At 67.9% G+C, this 21,030-nt stretch carries 18 protein-coding genes; 8 read left to right on the plus strand and 10 right to left on the minus strand.

The window, feature by feature from the left end; genetic code table 11:
* The first annotated feature begins 25 nt into the window (after window positions 1-25).
* The 5 genes from QOL79_RS11815 to QOL79_RS11835 all read left to right on the plus strand — a co-directional run bounded on the left by QOL79_RS11815 (window position 26) and on the right by QOL79_RS11835 (window position 8,168).
* Complete coding sequence (locus QOL79_RS11815; RefSeq protein ID WP_215351736.1) at window positions 26-862, plus strand: fimbrial biogenesis chaperone; 837 nt, start codon at window positions 26-28, stop codon at window positions 860-862.
* Between the two features lie 33 nt (window positions 863-895).
* Complete coding sequence (locus QOL79_RS11820; protein ID WP_283419715.1) at window positions 896-3,676, plus strand: MSCRAMM family protein; 2,781 nt, start codon at window positions 896-898, stop codon at window positions 3,674-3,676.
* Window positions 3,677-4,315: 639 nt separating this feature from the next.
* Window positions 4,316-5,851, plus strand: coding sequence for an NAD(P)/FAD-dependent oxidoreductase (locus tag QOL79_RS11825; protein WP_283419716.1), 1,536 nt, complete (start codon window positions 4,316-4,318; stop codon window positions 5,849-5,851).
* A 23-nt stretch (window positions 5,852-5,874) separates the two neighbouring features.
* On the plus strand, window positions 5,875-6,309 hold the full coding sequence (locus QOL79_RS11830; RefSeq protein WP_349252337.1) for a GtrA family protein: 435 nt from the start codon (window positions 5,875-5,877) through the stop codon (window positions 6,307-6,309).
* Window positions 6,306-8,168, plus strand: a complete 1,863-nt coding sequence (locus QOL79_RS11835; protein ID WP_283419717.1) for a hypothetical protein — start codon at window positions 6,306-6,308, stop codon at window positions 8,166-8,168. The genes QOL79_RS11830 and QOL79_RS11835 overlap by 4 nt, the downstream gene beginning before the upstream one ends.
* Before the next feature lie 4 nt (window positions 8,169-8,172).
* Here QOL79_RS11835 and msrB read toward each other — a convergent pair whose 3' ends face one another.
* The 5 genes from msrB to QOL79_RS11860 all read right to left on the minus strand — a co-directional run bounded on the left by msrB (window position 8,173) and on the right by QOL79_RS11860 (window position 13,759).
* On the minus strand, window positions 8,173-8,661 hold the full coding sequence (gene msrB, locus QOL79_RS11840; protein WP_283419718.1) for a peptide-methionine (R)-S-oxide reductase MsrB: 489 nt from the start codon (window positions 8,659-8,661) through the stop codon (window positions 8,173-8,175).
* 58 nt (window positions 8,662-8,719) lie between these two features.
* Window positions 8,720-9,976 (minus strand): cytochrome P450, encoded by a 1,257-nt coding sequence (locus QOL79_RS11845; protein ID WP_058454313.1) that lies wholly within the window; start codon window positions 9,974-9,976, stop codon window positions 8,720-8,722.
* Window positions 9,977-10,117: 141 nt separating this feature from the next.
* Window positions 10,118-11,485, minus strand: a complete 1,368-nt coding sequence (locus QOL79_RS11850) for a DUF6438 domain-containing protein (protein ID WP_349306419.1) — start codon at window positions 11,483-11,485, stop codon at window positions 10,118-10,120.
* An 82-nt stretch (window positions 11,486-11,567) separates the two neighbouring features.
* Window positions 11,568-12,812, minus strand: a complete 1,245-nt coding sequence (locus QOL79_RS11855; RefSeq protein WP_283419719.1) for an ABC transporter permease — start codon at window positions 12,810-12,812, stop codon at window positions 11,568-11,570.
* The gene (locus QOL79_RS11860) at window positions 12,809-13,759 is read right to left on the minus strand and encodes an ABC transporter ATP-binding protein (RefSeq protein ID WP_283419720.1); all 951 of its coding nucleotides are present in this window, start codon (window positions 13,757-13,759) and stop codon (window positions 12,809-12,811) included. Before QOL79_RS11860 ends, QOL79_RS11855 begins: the two co-directional genes overlap by 4 nt.
* Window positions 13,760-13,826: 67 nt before the next feature.
* Here QOL79_RS11860 and queG point away from each other — a divergent pair, with 67 nt between their 5' ends.
* Window positions 13,827-14,888 (plus strand): tRNA epoxyqueuosine(34) reductase QueG, encoded by a 1,062-nt coding sequence (gene queG, locus QOL79_RS11865; protein WP_283419721.1) that lies wholly within the window; start codon window positions 13,827-13,829, stop codon window positions 14,886-14,888.
* A gap of 2 nt (window positions 14,889-14,890) precedes the next feature.
* Here the strand turns inward: queG and QOL79_RS11870 are convergent, their stop codons facing one another.
* Window positions 14,891-15,259, minus strand: a complete 369-nt coding sequence (locus tag QOL79_RS11870; protein WP_058454308.1) for a hypothetical protein — start codon at window positions 15,257-15,259, stop codon at window positions 14,891-14,893.
* Window positions 15,256-15,939: an EI24 domain-containing protein gene (locus QOL79_RS11875; protein WP_331458799.1), complete on the minus strand. Its 684-nt coding sequence runs from the start codon at window positions 15,937-15,939 to the stop codon at window positions 15,256-15,258. Before QOL79_RS11875 ends, QOL79_RS11870 begins: the two co-directional genes overlap by 4 nt.
* A gap of 107 nt (window positions 15,940-16,046) precedes the next feature.
* Between QOL79_RS11875 and QOL79_RS11880 the strand changes: the two genes are divergently transcribed.
* Together QOL79_RS11880 and QOL79_RS11885 are read left to right on the plus strand one after the other, a co-directional pair.
* A complete protein-coding gene (locus QOL79_RS11880) occupies window positions 16,047-17,045 on the plus strand; it encodes an adenosine kinase (protein ID WP_058454307.1) in 999 nt (332 codons plus the stop codon).
* A 72-nt stretch (window positions 17,046-17,117) separates the two neighbouring features.
* Window positions 17,118-17,375, plus strand: a complete 258-nt coding sequence (locus QOL79_RS11885; protein WP_058454306.1) for a hypothetical protein — start codon at window positions 17,118-17,120, stop codon at window positions 17,373-17,375.
* Window position 17,376: 1 nt separating this feature from the next.
* Here the strand turns inward: QOL79_RS11885 and QOL79_RS11890 are convergent, their stop codons facing one another.
* The 3 genes from QOL79_RS11890 to tsaD form a co-directional block, all read right to left on the minus strand.
* On the minus strand, window positions 17,377-18,912 hold the full coding sequence (locus tag QOL79_RS11890; RefSeq protein ID WP_283419722.1) for a lipopolysaccharide biosynthesis protein: 1,536 nt from the start codon (window positions 18,910-18,912) through the stop codon (window positions 17,377-17,379).
* Between the two features lie 73 nt (window positions 18,913-18,985).
* Window positions 18,986-19,993, minus strand: a complete 1,008-nt coding sequence (locus tag QOL79_RS11895) for an NAD(P)H-dependent glycerol-3-phosphate dehydrogenase (RefSeq protein WP_283419723.1) — start codon at window positions 19,991-19,993, stop codon at window positions 18,986-18,988.
* Window positions 19,990-21,024, minus strand: a complete 1,035-nt coding sequence (gene tsaD / locus QOL79_RS11900; protein ID WP_283419724.1) for a tRNA (adenosine(37)-N6)-threonylcarbamoyltransferase complex transferase subunit TsaD — start codon at window positions 21,022-21,024, stop codon at window positions 19,990-19,992. Before tsaD ends, QOL79_RS11895 begins: the two co-directional genes overlap by 4 nt.
* Between the last annotated feature and the right edge of the window lie 6 nt (window positions 21,025-21,030).

Here is a 21,030-nt window from a genome sequence, read left to right on the forward strand (position 1 = left end):
CCGAACGATTGTGGGGATCGTGTCTATGTTGCGTATGTTCCGGGCCATCGGCCTGTTCGCTGCGGCTGCGCTCGGCGTGGCCGCGTCGCCTGCATCTGCCGCGGGCGACCTGCTCGTCGCGCCGACGCGCGTGATCCTCGACGGATCGCGCGGCACCGAGGTGGTGCTCAACAATATCGGCAGCGAACCGGCGACCTATCGCATCAGTCTCGAGATCAAGCGGATGACCGCCGCCGGCGGGCTCGACGAGATCGCCGAGGCCGACGTCAATGCCGCCGAGCGCGCGGCGCTCGACATCATCAGCTTCAATCCGCGGCGCGTCCGGCTGCTGCCGAACCAGCCGCAGGTGATCCGCGTCGGGGCGCGGCTTCCCGAGGGATTGCCGCCCGGCGAATATCGCGCGCATATGCTGTTTCGCGCGGTTCCCGATGCGGCGGCCGAGGCGGCACCCGCGCCCGAGACCGCCAGGGCGAGCAGCGGCGGGGTGTCGATCGCGCTCACGCCGATCTATGGCATCACCATTCCGGTGATCGTGCGCGTCGGCGACCTCGATGCCGCGGCGAAGATCGGCGACGCGCGGGTGGCCGAGACGCGCGACGGGCCGGCGTTCGAGTTCGATCTGGCGCGGACGGGCAGCCGCTCGGTCTATGGCGATATCGAGGTGACGCGGCCGGGGGTGAGCGAACCGCTGCTGCTCGCGCGCGGGATCGCGGTCTATCCCGAGATCGGGTCGCGGACCGTCTCGCTGCGCGTGCCGCCCGAAGTCGCGGCGGCGCTGAAAGGCCCGGTGCGCATCCGCTATAGCGAGGACCGCGAGGTCGGCGGCGCGACGATCGACCAGGTCGATCGGGTGGTGAAATAGCGCGAGGGCCGGGCGGAGCCCGCGGGGCGGACGATGATCCGCGCGGCGATCCTGCGATGGATACCGGTGCTCGCCGCCGGGCTGGCGCTGGCGGGGCTCGTCCCCTCCGGCGCACACGCCGTCGATAAGGAGGCTGTTTCCGCCGCGTGGAGCCCGAACGAGGACGACAGCTGGCTGTTCGACCTGCGGTCGGGGCAATACCGGCTCGGCGACGGGGTGCGCGGATATCAGACGCCGCAGGGGATTTGCGTCGACCTGGCCGACATGGTGCTCGCGCTCGACCTGCCGGTGCGCGTCGACAGGAAGTTGCGCCGCGCAACCGGCTGGGTGTTCGACGAGCGGCGGAGCCTGACGATCGACCGCGAGGCGGGCGAGGTGCGCGTCGGGAGCGCGCGCTATCCGCTGGCCGCGACGACGATCCGCGACACCGCGGCGGGGTGGTGCGTCGACCTCGATGCACTGTCGAAATGGCTGGGCGTGCCGGTCGCCGCCGACCTGTCGAACGCGGTGCTGCGGATCGAGACGAAGGAAAAGCTGCCCTTCCAGCTCGCCGCCGAACGCCGTGCGCGCGCGGCGGGGCTGCGGCCGCAGGCGAGTTTCGACCTGGCGAGCCTGCCGCAAGCGACGCGGCCGTATCAGATGTGGGCGACGCCCTCGGTCGATGTCGTCGCCTCGGCGGGGGTGGTGTCGGACAAGCGCGCGGGCGGCGGTGTCTACACGCAGGCGCGTTACGAGATTTTCGCGGCGGGTGAGATCGCCAGGCACAGCTTCGACGCGCGGCTGTCATCGGACGAGAAGGGCGAGCCCGACAGCCTGCGGCTGCGGCTCTATCGCACCGATCCCGAAGGGCGGCTGCTCGGGCCGCTCAAGGCGACGCATTATGGCGTCGGCGATGTCAGCCTGCTGTCGACCGGGCTCGTCGCGCAAAATGTACCGGGGCGCGGCGCGGTGCTGACCAACCGGCCCGTCGAGCGCCCCGACAGCTTCGACAAGACGAGTTTTCGCGGCGACCTGCCCGCGGGCTGGGACGCCGAACTCTATCGCAACGGGCAATTGCTGGCCTTCACGACGCCCGACGGCAACGGCCGCTACGAATTTCTCGACGTGCCGCTGCAATATGGATCGAACCGCTTCGAGATCGTCCTGTACGGGCCGCAGGGGCAGGTCCGGCGCGAAATCAGGCAGTTGCAGGTCGGGATCGATTCGATTCCGCCGCAGCAGAGCTGGTACTGGGCCGGGATCGCGGAAGAGGACACCGACCTGATCGAGTTCCGGCGCCACGGCGGCGCGTTCCGGCGCGGGTGGCGCGGCACGATGGGGATCGAGCGGGGGCTCGACACGCGCACCTCGATCGCCGCCTATGCCCACAGCCTGATGATCGAGAATGTCCGCCGCACCTACGGCGAACTCGCGCTGCGCCGCGCGATCGGCCCGTCGCTGCTCGAAATTGCGGGGGCGCACGCCGACGACGGGGGGAGTGCGCTGCGCGCGAGCTGGCTCGCCGCCTTCGGCGACACCAATATCCGCGCCGACGCGATGCGCGGCTGGGGCGGTTTCGTGTCGGACCGGCTCGCGAACAACGTCACCGGCATCTACCAGATCTCGGTCGAACAGGCGGTGAAGCTGGGGCGCACCGTGCTGCCGCTGCAATTCGAACTCGGCCAGATCGACCGGGCGTCGGGCGTTTCGAGCCTCACCGCGTCGGGCCGCGCATCTGCGAGCTTCCGCGCGTTGACCTTCACCGGCCAACTCGACTGGAGCCGCACGCGGACGCCTGGTGGCCCCGACCCGCCCGACAATCTGACCGCGACGCTGCTCGCCAATGCCCGGATCGGACGCGTCCGCCTGCGCGGCGAGGCGCGTTTCGCGCTGTCCGGGCAGGAGGCCGACACGCGCATGACGGCGATCGCCGAATGGACGGGGAAGCGCGACGCCGAATGGCGCGCCGAACTCGGCTATGACAAGGGGCTCGACCGCGTGCGCGTTGGTGCCGGTTATTCGCGCCGTTTCAAACAGTTGCAGCTTTCGGGCTTTGGCGAGATCGCGAGCGACGGATCGGTCGCGGCATCGCTGTCGCTCGCCTTCAGCTTCGGGCCGCGTCCGGGTGGAGGCGATGGGGGCCGTGGCGGATGGCGCGTGTCGAGCGAGAAGCTCGGCGGCCGCGGGCAGGTGATGGCCGACGTCTGGATGGACGATAATGGCGATGGCGTTCGCCAGCCGGGCGAAGCCGCGCTCGGCGACGTTCCGCTGACCGCGGGCGGTCATTTTGTCGCCGCGTCGACCGACGAGGCGGGCCGCGCGATGGTCGACGGGCTCGAACCCTTCCGCCCGGTGATGATCGGGATCGATGCAGGGAGCCTGCCCGACCCCTATGTCCAACCCGCCGTCCCCGGCGTCGTCGTGACGCCGCGGCCGGGCGTCGCGACGCGCGTCGCGCTGCCGATGACCGCCGCGGGCGAAATCGAGGGCGTGCTGGTGCGCGAGGGCGGCAATCCCGTCGAAGGCCTGACGCTCGAGCTGGTCGATGCCGAAGGGCGCGTGCGCGCGACGACCGCGACCGAATTCGACGGCTATTTCCTGTTCGAAAGCGTCGCTTACGGGCGTTACACGGTTCGCATCGCGAAGGCCTCGGCCAGTGCGCTGCGGCTCGATCCCGCGTTCGTCATCGGCGCTGCGCCGGGCAAGGCGAGCCCGCGCGTTCGGCTGGGGACGCTGGCGCTGAAACCATTGCGGCGCGAAGCTGCGGCAACCGTCGCCGCGGAAGAAGAGGCGAACCGCGCGCGCGGGCCGCCGGGCGCGAGCGGCGTACCGTGAAGCCCGGAGCGGATGGGAATGGGCGGGTTAGGGGTCGTTTCCAGACCGTCCCCTATTTCCGTTCGCATCGAGCGAAGTCGAGACACCCATCGAAGCCGCGCCTGGATCGAGGGGCACCTCGACTTCGCTCGATGCGAACGGGGTCGGTTAGGGCCGCAATCGGTCGGTAGCCGTCATAAGCTTCCGATCGACGACAAATGACGGGATATGGGTGGCGAGCGGTCACAGCCCGTCACCCCTCGTCACCCCGGACTTGATCCGGGGTCCAGAGGGCGAGGGTGGCCATGGATCCCGGATCAAGTCCGGGATGACGGAGAAGGAATGTCTGAATTGGGGGGGGGCGGTCGCCCCAGGCTCGTCATGCTGAACTTGTTTCAGCATCCATGGCCGGGCCTTGCATCCGGCGCCGCGCCGAAGGAAACGGCAGACCATGGACCCTGAAACAAGTTCAGGGTGACGATGCAGGATAGGTCCGCTTACGGTCGTTAGCGGTCATCGAACCCGGATCGGCGGGGACTTTCCGACGCGGGGGCGTGATCGGGCGGGCTGCGGCACCCGAATGTGCGCGCGTTAACCAGTTTTTATCCATGTTCGGCGCAGAGCGGATCGCAGCAAGTATTTGCCTGTGGGGGACTCTTGATGACCGACGCCCAAGTGCCGAGCAACCGCCCGACGAGTGCCGATGTCGCCATTATCGGCGCCGGGCCCGCGGGGCTGACGGCCGCCTATCTGCTGACCAAGGAAGGTTACAAGGTGACGGTGATCGAAAAGGATCCCGTTTACGTCGGCGGCATCAGCCGCACCGTCGAGCATGAGGGCTTTCGCTTCGACATCGGCGGTCACCGCTTCTTTTCGAAGGCGCAGGAAGTCGTCGACCTGTGGAACGAGATTCTGCCCGACGATTTCATCCAGCGTCCGCGGATGAGCCGCATCTATTATGAGGGCAAATTCTACAGCTATCCGCTGCGCGCGTTCGAGGCGCTGTGGAACCTCGGGATTTTCCGGTCGGCCTTGTGCATGGCGAGCTATGCCAAGGCGAAGCTGCTGCCGAACAAGAAGGTGCGCAGCTTCGAGGACTGGACGGTCAACCAGTTCGGCCACAAGCTCTATTCGATCTTCTTCAAGACCTATACCGAGAAGGTGTGGGGGATGCCGTGCGACGAAATGTCGGCGGACTGGGCGGCACAGCGGATCAAGGGGCTTTCGCTCGGCGGCGCGGTGATCGACGGGCTGAAGCGCAGCCTCGGGCTCAATAAAAAGCCGAATGACGGCATGGCGACCAAGACCCTGCTCGAAACCTTCCGCTATCCGCGCCTCGGGCCCGGCATGATGTGGGAGGCGGCGGCGGGCAAGGTGCGCGCGGGCGGCAACCATGTGCTGATGGGCCACAGCTTCAAGCAGTTGACGCAGGATCAGGTGTCGGGCCGCTGGCGGCTGACCGCGACCGGCCCCGACGGCGATGTCGTGATCGACGCGGCGCATGTGATCAGCTCGGCGCCGATGCGCGAACTCGCGGCGCGCATCCATCCGCTGCCGGCGTGTGCGCTGACCGCGGCGCCGAAGCTCAAATATCGCGACTTCCTGACCGTGGCGCTCAAGATCCGGTCGGAGGATCTGTTCCCCGACAACTGGATCTATATCCACGACAGCAAGGTGAAGGTCGGTCGCGTCCAGAATTTCCGCAGCTGGTCGCCCGAAATGGTGCCAGATCCCGACCTTGCATGCGTCGGTCTCGAATATTTCTGCTTCGAGGGCGACGGGCTGTGGTCGTCGAGCGACGAGGATCTGGTCAGGCTCGCGACCGACGAAATGGCGATCCTCGGCCTGTGCGATCCGAAGGATGTCGTCGGCGGCGCCGTGGTCCGGCAGGAAAAGGCCTATCCGGTCTATGACGATGATTATGCCGCGCATGTCGCGGCGATGCGCGACGAGCTGGAGGCGCGTTATCCGACGCTGCACATGGTCGGCCGCAACGGCATGCACCGTTACAACAACCAGGATCATGCGATGATGACCGCGATGCTGTCGGTGCGCAACATCGTCGCCGGCGCGCGCGTCTATGACATCTGGGGCGTCAACGAGGACGCCGAATATCACGAGAGCGGCAGCGAGGGCGAACAGGCCGCGCTGGCGTCGGTTCGCGAGGTTCCGTCGCGCATCGACAAGGCCGCCTGAGCAGCGCGCGGGGCGTCACGGCGATGATGCGCACCCTCCGGACCCTGATGGCGACGGTTCGCCGCGGCGAGATCCGCTGGCTGAACTATCTGCTCGCGAGCGGTTTCGCGCTCGGCAGCGACGCGGGACTGTTCCTGTTGCTGCTCGACGCCGGGCTGCCGCCGATGGCGGCGTCGGCGATCGGCTATTGCGCGGGTATCCTCGTTCACTGGCTGATTTCGAGCCGCCTCGTCTTCGCCGACGGTGCCGCCGAGCGCGGCACGGGCGAGCGCCACCGTCAGAAGCTGCTCTTCGTCGGGTCGGCGCTGGTCGGGCTGGCGATCACTACCGCGATCGTCGGGGTCGGCACCGCGATGGGGCTCGACCCGCGGCTTGCGAAGCTTGCGGCGATCCTTGTCAGCTTTCAGACGACCTATCTGCTCCGCCGTCATATCGTTTTCCGGGCCGCCGCAGCATGACCGCCGCGGCGCCGCCGCTCGCCGAGGGCGCCGCCGGGACCGGCGCCGTACCCGAACCGGGCTCGAGCGGCTTTTCGCCCTGGTTCACGCCGCTCCGCATCGCGCTGATCGTGTGGACCGCGATGAGCATCGTCGCGGTGATCGCGCAGTGGCACGCGATCCAGATCCTCGAACTCAGCGACACCGACGACGCGATGCGCATGGCGCAGGTGCGCGACCTGCTCGCGGGGCAGGGTTGGTGGGATCTCACCCAATATCGTGTCAATCCGGCCGGCGGCGGGGTGTTGATGCACTGGTCGCGGATCGTCGATGCGCCGATCGCGCTCGGCGTCTGGTTGCTGAAGCCGCTGCTCGGGCAGGCGCTGTCGGAGCAGGTGGTGATGACGGTCTGGCCGCCGCTGCTCGGCGCTGCGCTCAGCGTCGCCTGCGCGCTCGGCTACCGGAATTTGCCCGACAAGCGCATCGCCTATGTCGCGCCGCTCTATCTTGTCACCGCGGGTTTCATCGTCGTGCAGCTGCGCCCGCTGCGCGTCGACCATCATGGCTGGCAGATTTTCCTCGCGATGCTGATCCTGTGGCAGGCGCTGCGTCCGGCGAGCCGGCAGGCAGGGCTGATCGCCGGGGCGTGCGGCGCGGCGCTGCTCGCGATCTCGATCGAGGGGCTGCCCGTCGTCGCGCTGTTCGCGGGGCTTTGCGCGCTGCGCTGGGCGCTGCACGCGCGCGCCGACGATCGCGTGCGCCTGACCGGCTATATGGCAGGCCTCGCGGGCGGGGCGCTATTCTTCCAGTTTCTGACGCGCGGGCCGATGGGATTGGCCGGACGCTGGTGCGATTCGCTGTCGGCGCCGTATCTCGGCGCCTTCGCCGTCGCAGCCGTTGCGGTGCTGGCGATTGCGGCGGTCGATCCGGCGCGGCGCTGGGTGCGCTTCGCGGCGCTCGGCGGGGCGGGGGTGCTCGCGGCGGCGGCGCTGGTGGCGATCGAACCGCTGTGCGCGGCCGGACCCTTTGCGACGCTCGACCCGATCGTCGTCCATTACTGGTATCGCAACGTCCTCGAAGGCCAGCCGGTCTGGGCTTCGCCGCCGCATACGATCTTTTTCGTCGTCGTGCCTTGGGCGGTCGGGCTCATCGGATCGCTGCTTGCCTGGCGCGCCGGCAAGACGGACGAGGACCGCCGCGCGTGGACGACGGTGATCGTCGCGCTGGCCGGCGCGTCGGCGCTGTCGCTGCTCGTGCTGCGCAGCGCCGGGACCGCGCATCTGTTCGCGATCCCGGGTTCGGCGTGGCTTGGCCTTCGCGGCTGGCTGCGCGCGCGGCAGATCGCCTCGCTGCTGCCGCGCGTGATCGCGTCGGCGCTCGCGGCGCTGACGCTGCCGATGCTCGGCAGCCTTGCGGTCGCCGGGCTCGCGGGGCTTGTTTTCCCGGCGGTCAAGGCCGATCCGCGCGAGGTCGACGCGTCGGTGGCGAAGCGGACGTGCGTCGATCCGCCGACGATCGCGGCGCTCAACCATATTCCGAAGGCGACGCTGCTCACACCGATCGACCTCGGCGCGCCGCTGATCTTCTGGACGCATCACGCGATGGTCGCGACCCCGCATCACCGCAACAAGGAGGCGATGGCCGACACGCTGCGCGTCTTCACCGGCGATCCGGCGAAGGCCGAGGCGCTGGTCCGCAAGCAGCAGGCGAGCCTGATCGTCTATTGCGCCGGGGCGAATGATTTCACGCGCTACCGGCGCGAGGCGAAGCAGGGGCTCGCGGCGCAACTCTATGCGGGGAAGGCGCCGGGCTGGCTCGAACCCGTCGCGATGCCCGCGGGCAGCAGCCTGGCGGTCTGGCGGGTGAAGCCGGCGTCCTGACGGGTCAGGCGGGGCGGAACCCCAGCGCCGCGCCGTTCATGCAATAGCGCTTGCCGGTCGGCTTCGGCCCGTCGTTGAAGACGTGGCCGAGATGGCCGCCGCAGCGTCTGCAATGCACCTCGGTCCGCGGATAGCCGAGCTCATAGTCGGTCGAGGTCGCGATGGCGCCCTTCAGCGGCGCATAGAAGCTCGGCCAGCCGGTGCCGCTGTCATATTTGGTCTGGCTCGCATAGAGCGGCAGCGCGCAGCCCGCGCAGACGAAGGTGCCGCGGCGATGCTCCTTGTTGAGCGCGCTGGTGAAGGGACGCTCGGTCGCCGCCTCGCGCAGGACGCGAAACTGCATCGGGGTCAGCCGTTTCGCCCATTCTGCGTCGGTCAGCCGCCAGCCGGGTTCGGCGAGCGGGCGCTTGCCGGGCTTGGCGAACAGCATCGGCGCGGCGATGAGCGCGCCGCCGAGTGCGACGCCGGACAGGATATAGCGGCGTTCGATCATATCGGGCTTCCTCATGACCGGGATACGCGGCGAGGCTGCGCCCGGTTACGCCCGGCTGTCAATATTGCTCGAGCTCGACCTGCAGGTGGCGATAGCCGTGGACGAAGCAGGCGTTGACGCGCTCGGGCTCGCCGATGACGTTCACGCGCAGGCGGCGCTTCTGCATTTCGGAGATCAAGGTCGTGAGCTGCAACTCGGCGACGCGGGCGCCGACGCAGCGGTGGATGCCATAGCCGAAGGCGAGGTGGCGGCGCGCATTCTCGCGGTCGACGATGATGCGGTCGCCGTCGGGGAATATCTCTTCGTCGCGGTTCGCCGAGGCGTACCAGAGCGCGAGCTTGTCGCGCTTCTTGATCTGGTGGCCGAACAGCTCGGTATCCTCGGTCGCGGTGCGGCGCATGTGCGCGAGCGGGGTCTGCCAGCGGATGATCTCGTGCATCGCGTTGACCGCGAGGTCGGGATCGTGATTCGCCTCGAGCTTCGCGCGTTCCTCCGGGAAACAGTGGAGGCCATAGGCATAGGCCGACATCGAATTGCGCGTCGTGTCGTTGCCGCCGACGATGAGCAGGATCAGGTTCCCCATGAACTCATTCTCGCTCATATGCTTCATCGCGTCGGACTGGAGCATGATCGAGATAAGGTCGTGCTTCCCGGGATTCTGCGCCTTGCGGTCCCACAATTGCTTGAACGCGCCGCCCATCTCGAACGCGACCGCGAGCCGCGCGTGGCGTTCCTCGACGGTGCTGAAGCTTTCGATGTCGCCGAGCGCATCGGACCAGCGGGTGAGGTTGTGGCGGTCCTCCCACGGGAAGTCGAACAGGATCGCGAGCATGTCGGTGGTGAGTTCGATCGAGACTTTCTCGACCCAGTCGAAAGGCTTGCCGACCGGCAGCGTGTCGATCAGCGCCGCGGTGCGCGCCTGGGTGTCGGCGCGCATCCGCTCGATCTCCGACGGGCCGAAGGCGGGGGCGACGGTGCGGCGCTGCGCGGTGTGCTGCGGCGGGTCCATCGCGATGAACATCGGCATCGGCACATCGCCTTCCTGCAGATGATCGATCCCGTCGCCGGCGACGGTGATCCCGCCATATTCCCACGACGAGGAGAAGATCTTGGGCAGCGCCTCGATATGCTGGATCGGCTTGTAGGTCGTCACCGACCAATAGGGACCGAACTTCGAATCCTCGCAATAATAGATCGGCGATTCGGCGCGCAGCTGGCGCATCGGTTCCTGCCAGACATCGTTGCGCCACAGCTCGGCGCGGCTGAGGTCGAGCGGATTGACGGTTTCGGATGCGGGGCGGATCTGGGTGGCCATGGGGGGTCGCTCCTCTCTGGGCCGTCTCCGCGGCCGATTCAGTTGCAGAATGCCACTATTTACAACTTTGTCAATGGAGCCGAGGGAGTCAGTCTTGGGGTGGGAAGCGGACACAGCCTCTGTTCTTGGAAGTGCCTTTCATCAAAGCCCAGATTTATTGAGAAGCGCCAGCACTTTCGGCCATTTCTCGTACTCGCTCCACTCTCTCAGGGTTTTTCCGTCTGAGGGCCTAACCGCGCCCATGTCGGCGCCGCGAGAAATGAGCAACAGCGCAACATCTTCATCTGAAATGTTGAAAAGGATGTGTTCTCCTTCATTGTCCTTGAAGTCCGGATCGGCGCCAGCATCCAACAACAGTCTCGCGACGCCAACATCACTCACCTGCCACAAGATGCTCTCGCAGTAGCCGTTTTGGCAATGCTTTATGCTTGCTCCCGCATCCAATAGCAGCCGTATGACTGCTCTGCGATCGGTGGTGGCAGGATGCTTTTCGTCATTGCTCATCACACCGTTGGCAGCTTCAAAAAGTGGAGGGTCGCTTGGAAAGCGACTACCGTTATCTCCGTTCGGGTTCGCCCCCAGTCGGAGCATGTCGCTAACAATCTGGGGGTCTGCGTTCGCTGCAGCACTCGTTAGAAGCCTTGTTGCGAAGGCGCGGTCAATCCCACTGGAACTCTGCGGCTGATACAGAGCGTCGTACGCGGCGTGATTATCGGAATCCACTGCCGCCTGCAGTGCGCTCTTCCACTGCGCTTTGTCTGCAATGCCTCCGTTAGCAATCAGCCATTTGATCGCATCGCCATGGCCTTCGTAGATTGCTGTTCTCAGTGGGCTTGGCCCTTCGGCAAGAAAAATCGGGGCTCCCAAACCCTTCAAACGCTGCATCGTCCCCACGTCGTTGCGCTCTGCCGCAGCATCCATGAGTTCGAGCCCCAAAGTACCTGCGAAGTCAGCGCCCTCTTCTTGAAGCATCGGGATGACCTGGGGTGTTCCCTCGATCCAGCGATTAGTTCCTGCTGCTGCATCAATTGCATCTTGAAGCGCTGTTACCGACGCGGGCATCCCTGCTTTCTCGCCGACATAGTCGACGATCGATTTCTTGCCGTTTCCAGTATCAATCGTCACCACATAGGTTGGATTGTCGGTAACCTCGGCGCGATACTCGTCGCGAAGGGTGAAAAATCGTGCCTCTTCGAATTGCGCCACAAGTTGTTCGATCGCCTGCGTCTCTATGGTTGTCTCGTGAGTGCCGGGGACTCGGACGCCGCTTTCTGTCGAGTACGCGCGATGAATATTGGCGACATCATCGGGATCGAGATTTGGCGTGGTTTCAAAAACCACGCGACCGCGTCCTGTGATTGTAACTTTGTAATCTGGACACGATCCGAAGCAGGCAGTCCTTTGAAGGCTGATTACAAGCTTATCCTTGTTTACATCAGGAAAGGGCGCACTCAAGAAATGGCAAGCGCTTAGCAACAAACTGCAAATTCCAATCAAGATGGCTCGCAAATTTGCACTCCTGCACTCCGTTCACACGCGCTTGCTTATCAAACAAAGGACGAATGTCCGCAATCGTTCGAAAGCGGCCAGCCTAGGTCCGCTTCTTCTTCCAGAATTTCCAGCCGCTGCCGCTGCTGAGCACGCCGGCGCGGAACAGGCGGACCGAGAGATAGACGGTGAGCGCGACCCAGATCGCCTGCCAGCCGAGCGCGAGCAGGTGGACGCCGACCGCATCGTCGGTAGCGGCGCGCGCTGCCATCGCGAAGGGCGAGGAGAAGGGGAAGATCTGCGCGAAGCGGGCGAGGCCGGTGCCGGGGGCGCTCGCCGCCGCGGCCGAGAGGCTGAACATGCCGACCTGGAAGATGGTGATCGGCAGGCTGAGCATCTGGATCTCGCGCACCGTCGCCGCCTGCGCGCCGACGCCGAGAAACGCCGCGCCCAAAAGCAGGAAGGCCATGATGAAATAGGCGAGCGAGATGCCGAGGAAGAAGAGCCAGCCCGTCGCGGGCGCGGCCATCAGCGCGGGCTTGGCGGCGCCCGCGGCGGCGCCGGCCGCCGCGATGGCGGCGGGGTCGGCCTGAAGCGCGTAGAGAAATCCGCCGCCCATCGCGAGCGCGAACCAGAAGGCGATGAAGAGTATCGCGACGCCGAGCATCCCGAGCAGCTTGCCGAGGAAGACGCTTTCGAGCGGCACTGCAGCGGCGAGAATCTCGATGACCTTGTTGCCCTTTTCCTCGGCGAGCGAGCTCACCGTCTGGCCCGCGAGCAGCAAGGTCAGGAGGAAGATGGTGAACACCGCGACAAAGGCCAGGGTCTGCTGCGCCGCAATGCTGTTGCCGCCGTTCGACAGGCTTTCGAAGCGCGGCGCCACGGGTGGCAGCGGCCCGGCGGCGCGCGCGCGTTGCACCTCGGTGGCGAGGAGGACGAGATAGCGTCCCGGACTGGTGCCCGGTTCGCGCTCGACGATGCGCGGCGCGGCGAGCGGTCCGCTCATCACCGCATAGGTGTCGCTGCCCTTTTCGCGCGCGATGGCGACCGGATCGGCGGCCGGGGACACGACGCGGAGCACAAGAACCGCTGGTTCGCGCGGCATCGCGGCGCGCAGCCGGGCATCGGCAGTGCGCAGCGCTTCGATATCGGCGGCATCGGCGATCGCGACGATCCGCCCCGCGCCGCGCGCGCTGTCGGCGAGCTGCGCGGCGCCGGTGCCGCCGGCGAGCCCCATTGCCAGCATGAACAGCGGCGCGAGCAGGAAGAGCAGGAAGGTCGGCGTCGCGACGATGGCGAGGAAATCGCGGCGCGCGACGACGCGCATATTCCTGAGGAAGGCGTTCATGCCGCGGCCTCCTCGATCGCGTCGTTTTCGGGCGAGGCGTCGAAACCCGCGTCGACCTGCCGCACGATATGGACGAAGGCGTCGTGAAGCGCCGGGCGCGCGATCGACAGGCCCGCGACGCCGTGACCGCTCGCGGTGATTCGCGCCAACAGCGGTTCGACCTCGCCATCCTCGATGGCGAAATGCCACGCGTCGCCCTTGCGCATCGCCGCCGAGGGAATCAGCGCCGCGACGGCGTCGCTACCGTCGCGCGGCGTATAGCGCACCTGCATCGGCAGCAGCGCGCGCGCTTCGTCGACGGTCCCCTCGAAGCGCCGCTGCGAGCGCGCGATGATCGCGAGGCGATCGCAGAGCCGTTCGGCGTGCGCCATGACATGCGTCGAGAACAGGATCGTCGCGCCGCGGTCGCGTTCGCGCCGGACGAGCATTTCGAGCCGTTCCTGGTTGACCGGGTCGAGCCCCGAGAAGGGTTCGTCGAGGACGATCAGGTCGGGGGCGTGGACGATCGAGCCGATCAGCTGGACCATTTGCGCCATGCCCTTCGACATCTTGCGGATCTTTTCGTCGATCACGCGTTCGAGGCCGAGTTCGGTCATGAAGGTCGCGGCGCGGCGGCGTCCCTCCGACCAGTCGAGCCCGCGCAGCGCGCCCATGAAGGCGATCGCCTCGCGCGCTTTCATGCCCGGATAAAGCCCGCGTTCCTCAGGGAGATAGCCGATGCGATGGCGCACCGATTGCGGCTTGTGGCCGCCCAGCAACCGGCTCGTGCCCTCGTCGGGGTCGATGATCCCCAACGTCATGCGCAGGCTGGTCGTCTTGCCCGCGCCATTGGGTCCGAGCACGCCATAGATGCTGCCCGCAGGAACCCGAAGCGACACATGGTCGACCGCCTTGAAGCTGTCGAAATATTTGGTGAGGCCATCGGCCTCGACGCTGTAGTCGGTCAAACGCTGGTCCCCGATCTTCGGTCACGCCGTCTATGGCACGGACAGGCGGTTGCCGTATAGAGCGCCAATGGTTGCCGAAGCCTTGCCTCACCCCGAAACGCTCGAACAGCGGCTCGAAGCGGTCGCGCGCGCGCAGGGATTCGCCGCCTTCGGGATCGCGCGCGCCGACGCGGCGCCCGAAACCGCGGCGCGGCTCGACCGCTGGCTGGCCGAGGGATGCCACGGCGACATGATCTGGATGGAAAGCCGCAGCAGCCAGCGCGGGTCGCCGCAAGGGCTGTGGCCCGAGGTGCGGTCGGTGATCGCGCTCGGCATGAGCTATGCGCCCGAGGTCGATCCGCTGGCGCTGGCCGAGGTTCCGACACGCGGCCGCATCTCGGTTTACGCGCAGGGCGCCGACTATCATGACGTCGTCAAGAAAGCGCTGAAAGCCGTCGCGCGCTGGCTCGTCGCCGAGGCGAAGGAGGCAGAGGTCAAGGTGTTCGTCGACACCGCGCCGGTGATGGAAAAGCCGCTGTCGGCGGCGGCCGGGCTCGGCTGGCAGGGCAAGCATACCAATCTGGTCAGCCGCGAGCATGGCAGCTGGCTGTTCCTTGGCGCGATCTATACGACGCTCGACCTTGCACCCTCGGTTGCAGGCCGCGATCGTTGCGGCAGTTGCGCCGCGTGCCAGCAGGCGTGCCCGACCGATGCCTTTCCCGCGCCCTACCGCCTCGATGCGCGGCGCTGCATCTCCTACCTCACGATCGAGCATGACGGGCCGATCCCGGTCGAGCTGCGGCGCGGCATCGGCAATCGCGTCTATGGCTGCGACGATTGCCTTGCGGTGTGCCCGTGGAACAAGTTCGCCGACACGGCGGCGCGGCACAAGGCCTTCCTGCCGCGCGGCGAACTGGTCGCCCCGGCGATCGCCGACCTTCTCGCGCTCGACGATGCGGGGTTCCGGCAGGTGTTCGCGGGATCGCCGATCAAGCGTATCGGGCGCGGGCGGATGGTGCGCAACGCCGCGATTGCGGCGGGAAACAGCGGCGATGCGCGATTCCGGGCGCGGCTGGAAGCGCTGACGCAGGACGAATCGCCGATGGTCGCCGATGCGGCGGCGTGGGCGCTTGCCGAACTGGCGTCCTGACGTCAGCGCCTGAGTGCGTTCACGCAGCTGTCGACATTGGCATCGCGCCCCTCGGGCGTGCGGGCGTCGACGTGCGTTGCAACCGGCTCGGCACCCTGTTTCGGGGCGTAATAATAGATGTCGAGGATACAGGCGGTGCCCGCGAACTGCAGCTTGCGGCCGGCACCCTCGGCGACGTCGAGGCGCGGCTTGCCGAATTGCGACAGCGCCGCGCCGGCACGCTGGCCGACGAGGCTGTTGTGCTGGACGATACGCGGGGTGACGGGTGGCGGCGCGGCGACCGGCCGCGCCGGGCGCGGTACGGCGGTGGTTCCGCAGCCCGCCAGGGCGGCTGCAAGCAGGATCGTCGGCAGCAGCCGGACCAGTTTCATCGCGGTTTCCCGTCGCTCAGGTGCAAAAGATGGACGGCCATAGCGGCGCTCAGGATCGGGGCCAACAGATTGGCGACGGGCACCAGGAAGCTTGCGGCGGACAGCAGGCCGAGCGACCAGCGTGTCGGCCGGTCGAAGCGCGGCCGGTCGGGGTGGCGCGCAAGCACCATCGCCTCGAGATCGCGGCCGAGCAGCAGTGCATTGACGGCGAGGGCGAGGATCGGGGTGCCGATACCGGTGACGAGCAGGACGATATAGAGCGGCAGCGCGAGGAGGTTGCCGACGATGAGGCGGCCGAGCGAGGCGAGCGCGAGCGCGATATTCTGCCGCCAGCCGACATCGACCGCGCGGCTTGCGGCGGCGGCATAGTGGCGCCCCTCGACATCGGCAACGATCGCGTCGGCGAACAGCCCGACGACGACGATCGCGACGGCGCGGAAGAGCAGCCAGCTTCCGACGACGAGCGCGAGGGCGATCAGCACGCCCGCCATGTCGAGGCTCGCACCGTCCAGCCAGCGCCAGTGCGCGAGCGCCCAGCGCACGCCGAAGAAGATCGCGGCACCCGCGGCGGCGAAGATCAGCAGGGTGAGCGCAAGACTTTGCGCGAGGATGCGGATCACGCGCGGGCTCGGCAAGTCCCTGAGGGCAAGCAGGAAGGCGTGGACGGTGCGGGTCATCATAGGGGGATGGGGCGCGGCGGGCCGCTTCGTCAAGCGATGCGCTTGCCTAGACGCGCTGTCGCCCTTAAAGCGCGCGGCAGTTTTCCCCGACCAGCACAGGATTTTTCATGGCCTCCACCGCCCGTTTCGACGTCGTCGCCATTGGCAACGCCATCGTCGATGTTCTTGCCCGCGCCGACGATGCGCTGATCGAGGCCGAGGGCCTGACCAAGGGGTCGATGCGGCTGATCGACGGCGACGAGGCCGAACGTCTCTATGCGGCGATGGGGCCCGCGGTCGAGGTTTCGGGCGGCTCGGCCGCGAACACGCTCGCGGGCATGGCGGCGCTCGGCGAACGCTGCGCCTTCATCGGGCAGGTCGCCGACGACCAGCTCGGCCATGTCTTTACCCACGATTTGCGCGCGCTGGGCGTCGCGTATGAGACGCCGGCGCTCAAGGAAGGCGCGCCGACCGCGCGCTGCCTGATCCTCGTGACCCCCGATGGCCAGCGCACGATGAACACCTTCCTCGGTGCGAGCCACCTGCTCGAGCAGCGGATGATCGACGAGGCGTGGATCGCCGACGCCGAGATCCTCTATCTCGAAGGCTATCTGTGGGATCCCGAACTGTCGCGCGCGGCAATGCGCCGCGCGATCGACGTGTCGCGCGCGGCGGGGCGCAAGGTCGCCTTCACGCTGTCCGACGCCTTCATCATCGACCGCCACGGCGCCGATTTCCGCAAGCTGATCGGCGCGGGGCTGTTCGACATATTGTTCGCGAACGAGGTCGAGATCTGCGCGCTCGCCGAAACCGAGGATTTCGAGGCGGCGGTCGCCAAGATCGCGCCGCAGGTGCCGCTGCTTGTCGTCACGCGCGGTGCGCGCGGCGCGATCGCGCTCCGCGATGGGACACGAACCGAAGTCGGCGCCGAGCCGATCGAGACCGTCGTCGACACGACGGGCGCGGGCGACCTGTTCGCGGCGGGATTCCTCTCCGGCCTCGCCGAAGGGCGGCCGATCAAGGATTGCCTGACGATGGGCGCGGTGTGCGCGCGCGAGATCATCGCGCAAGTCGGCCCGCGCGCGCAGACCGACCTGAAGGCGAAGGTCGCCGCGCGCCTCGGCTAGGGTCAGGATCCCGGGAACTTTTGCGTTCGCCGAAGCGTCCTTAGCGCCATAGTGCAAAAAGGAGGCTTCGCCATGGCCGACGAAATCCACACGACGCGCGATCCCGACGGGACGACGCACACCACCACGGTCATCGACCGCGAACCGCGCCGCGGCGGCGGGATCGGCGTTGGCCTGATTGTCCTCGTCGCGATCGTGATCGCGGCCTTTTCCGCCTTTCAGTTCCTTGCGAACGACAAGACCGAAACGGGCGCGATCACCGAGGCAGCGCAGAAGGTCGGCGACGCCGCACAGGATGTCGGCGACGCGGCGCAGAAGGCGGTCGATTAGGTCAGGCGGCCGGCGCCGCGGCCTCGGGGTGCTTGCGGAACAGCGCGCGGTCGGCGGGGCCGAAGCCGCGGGTCCAGATCAGCCAGGCGTAGATGCCGAGGATGAAGGGGACGCCGATCAGCAGCTCCGCCCATTCGGGGAGCTTGGTCGCGCCCCAGCCGAGCACCGTCGCGCCCGCGGTTGCCCAGACGAGCGCCCAGCGCAGGCTGTTCACCGGCGCGCCGAGGATGTGCGCGAGCAGCCGCGCCTTGACCACCGATGCAAAGCCGAGCGCAAGCATCAGCGCGAGTGCGACCGCGGCGGCATAGTAGATCGGGTCGAGCCCCATCGAGCGCGCGACGAGGATCAGCGCGACGCTGAGCACCGCCTGCAGCGCGAGTGTCGCAAGGCTGATCAGCAGGTTGCGGTGGCGCGCGACATAGACGAGCGCGGCCTCGCTGACGACCGCGGTGGCGGCGACGACCTCGGCGGCGAGGAGGAAGGCGAGCGCGCCCGCGCCGCCGACGAACTGCGGCCCGACGAGGCCCATGACGGCCTCGCCCGGGATGCCGAGCGCGAGCGCGATGCCCGCCTGCGCGGCGATGATCCAGAAGCCGACCTGGCTGACCTGTGCCGCCACGGCGGCAAGCCGCTTTTCGGCGAGGTTGCGCGTGATCACGGGGCCGAGGATCGGTTCGAAGCTGGTCTTGAGCTTCTGCGGCAGCGAGGCGACCTGCTGTGCCATATAATAGATGCCGTAGATCGTCGGCGAGGTGAACTGGCCGAGGATGAAGAGGTCGAGGCGGCGTGTGCCCCATTCGATCGCATCGGCAGCGGCGAGCGGGGCGTTGCGCCGCGCAACTTTGAAGAGGTGCGCGGGGTGCGGTTGCCAGCCGCCGGGCCCGCCATAGTGGCGGATCATCGGAACGAGCGCGGTCAGGAAAGCGCCGATCATCGCGCTGCCATAGGAGAGCATCAGCCCGTCGCGCGGCGAGACGAACCAGAAACCGGCGGCGGCGATGCTGATCACCCACGGTTCGACGACGGCGCGCGCGCGCACCGTCGCGCCGACGTCGAAGCGATAGGCGCAGGCGGCGAGCGCGACGTCGGTGCCCGCGATCGCGAAGATCAGCAGCGCCATCCAGCGGTCGGTGCCGTCGATGCTGCCTGCCGGAAACATCAGCCCCGGAAAGAGGAGCAGGATCGCCGAGCCCGCCGCGGAGGCAAGGAAGGCGACGAACATGCCGTCCCAGACGACGGTGCGCTGGTCGGCGCCCGGCGCGCTCAATTGCTCGGCGAGTCCGCGCTTGAGGCCGAGCGTCGCGAGCTGCGCGACGAGTTCGATCACGAGGACGGCGAAGGCGAAGCGCCCGACCGCCTCGGGCCCGTACCAGCGCCCGGCGAAATAGAGGAAGGGCAGGCGCGCGACGAGGCGCAGAACGAAGCCGAAAAAATTGGTGCGTCCGCCCTTGGCAAGCGCCGCGGTATCCGCCTCGGCCTGTGGCGCAGTAGCGGACGAATCGGGGGTGCGCGCGGTCGCGCTGTCCGTCTGGCTCAAGCCTGGCGCCCCTTCTGCATGTCCCCGCGCAGTCTAGCGCGGGGGTGCGGGGCAGGCAATCGGTGCAAAAGACTCATCGGCCCTCTGGTCGGAGCGGCCGGCTGAGCAGGGCCTGAATCGCCTCGCCCGCGCGAATCTCGCCCGCGACGAGCCGCGCGACGGCGTCGGTGATCGGCATGTCGATGCCGTCGGCGCGCGCCGCAGCCGCGACGACGGGCGCGCTGAACGCGCCTTCGGCCACCGTGCGGCGGTCGGCCATCAGTCGGGCAGCCTCCTCGCCGCGCCCGAGACCCTGGCCGAGCGCGAAGTTGCGCGAATTGGACGAGGTGCAGGTGAGGACGAGATCGCCGAGCCCCGCGAGCCCGGCGAGCGTTTCCGCCTGCGCGCCGCGCGACAGGCCGAACCGCGTCATTTCGGCAAAACCCCGGCTGATCAGCGCAGCGCGTGCGTTGAGGCCGAGCCCGGCGCCGTCGACGATCCCGCACGCGATCGCGAGGATATTCTTGACCGCCCCGCCGATCTCGGCGCCGATCATGTCGGTCGACACATAGGGACGGAAATGCGGACGCGCGAGCGACCCGGCGATGGCCTCGGCGGTCGCTGTGTCGGCGGCGGCGAGCGTGATTGCGGTTGGCAGGCCGGCGGCGACTTCGTGCGCAAAGGTCGGGCCCGAGAGCACCGCGAGCGGCCTCGCGGGGCAAAGCTGTTTGGCGATGTCGATCGGGAAGGCGAAGCTCTCGGCCTCCATGCCCTTGCTGCAGAAGATCAGCGGCGCATCGCCTGCGGGCAGATCGGTCAGAACCGCGCGCAGAAAGGGCACGGGGACGACGACGAGCAGCGCATCGCAGGCGGCTAGATCGGCGAGCGTGCCCGTCGCGGTCAGCGAGGGAGAGAGCGTGGCGCCCGGCAAGAAGAGCGGGTTGCGATGTTCGGCGTTGATCGCGGCGACAACCTCGTCCTCGCGCGCCCAGAGGCGCACCGGCGCACCCCCGGCGGCGAGCATCTGCGCGAGCGCGGTGCCCCACGCGCCGCCGCCGATCAAGCCGAAGTTCGAATATGATGTCATGCCTTCACGCGTCATGCTTTCACTCCGGCGCCGCGCACGGCTCCGGCTTCCGGGTCGAGCGGCCAGCGCGGGCGCGCGGCGGTATCGAGCGGATCGGTGAGCCCCGCGGCGAAGCGCTCGGCGCCCGCCCAGGCGATCATCGCGCCATTGTCGGTGCAGAGCCAGAGCGGCGGCGCGACGAAAGGCTTGTCGAAGCGGCTTGCGAGATCGGTGAGCGCGGTGCGGATCGCGCCGTTCGCAGCAACGCCGCCCGCGACGACGAAGGCGGTCGCTTCGGGGCAGGCCGCGAGCGCGATGCGGCTGCGGTCGACGAGGCAGTCGACGACGGCCTGCTGAAAGGAGGCGGCGAGGTCGGCGACGCCATGCGCGCCCGACGCCGCGGCGCGCGCGACCGCGCTCTTGAGCCCGGCGAAGGAGAAATGCGGCTCGGCGCTGCCGACGAGCGGGCGCGGCAGCGGCACCGCGGTCGGATCGCCGCTCTGCGCCGCGCGCTCGACGGCGGGGCCTCCGGGATAGCCGAGCCCGAGCAGTTTCGCGGTCTTGTCGAACGCTTCGCCGGCGGCGTCGTCGATCGTGGTGGCAAGGCGGCGATAGGCGCCGACGCCCTCGACGAGCAGCAACTGGCAATGGCCGCCCGATACGAGCAGCAGCAGATAGGGAAATTCGAGCGCGGCGTCGGTGAGCCGCGGGCTCAGCGCATGGCCTTCGAGATGGTTGACCGCGACGAGCGGCTTGTTCGCGGCGTGCGCCAGCGCCTTGCCGGTGACGAGGCCGACCATCACCCCGCCGATCAGGCCCGGGCCCGCGGTTGCGGCGATCGCGTCGACGTCAGCGAGCGTGACGCCCGCGTCGGCGAGGACGCCCTCGACGAGCGGCGCGAGCCGGTCGACATGCGCGCGCGCGGCGATTTCGGGGACGACCCCGCCATAGGGCTGATGCTCGGCCTCCTGCCCCGCGACGCGGTGCGCAAGCACGCGCCGGTTGCTGTCGACGAGCGCCGCCGCGGTTTCGTCGCAGCTCGATTCGAGGCCGAGGATGAGAGTCATATGATC

It is taken from the genome of Sphingopyxis sp. Geo48 (assembly GCF_949769155.1).
Lineage (GTDB): Bacteria > Pseudomonadota > Alphaproteobacteria > Sphingomonadales > Sphingomonadaceae > Sphingopyxis.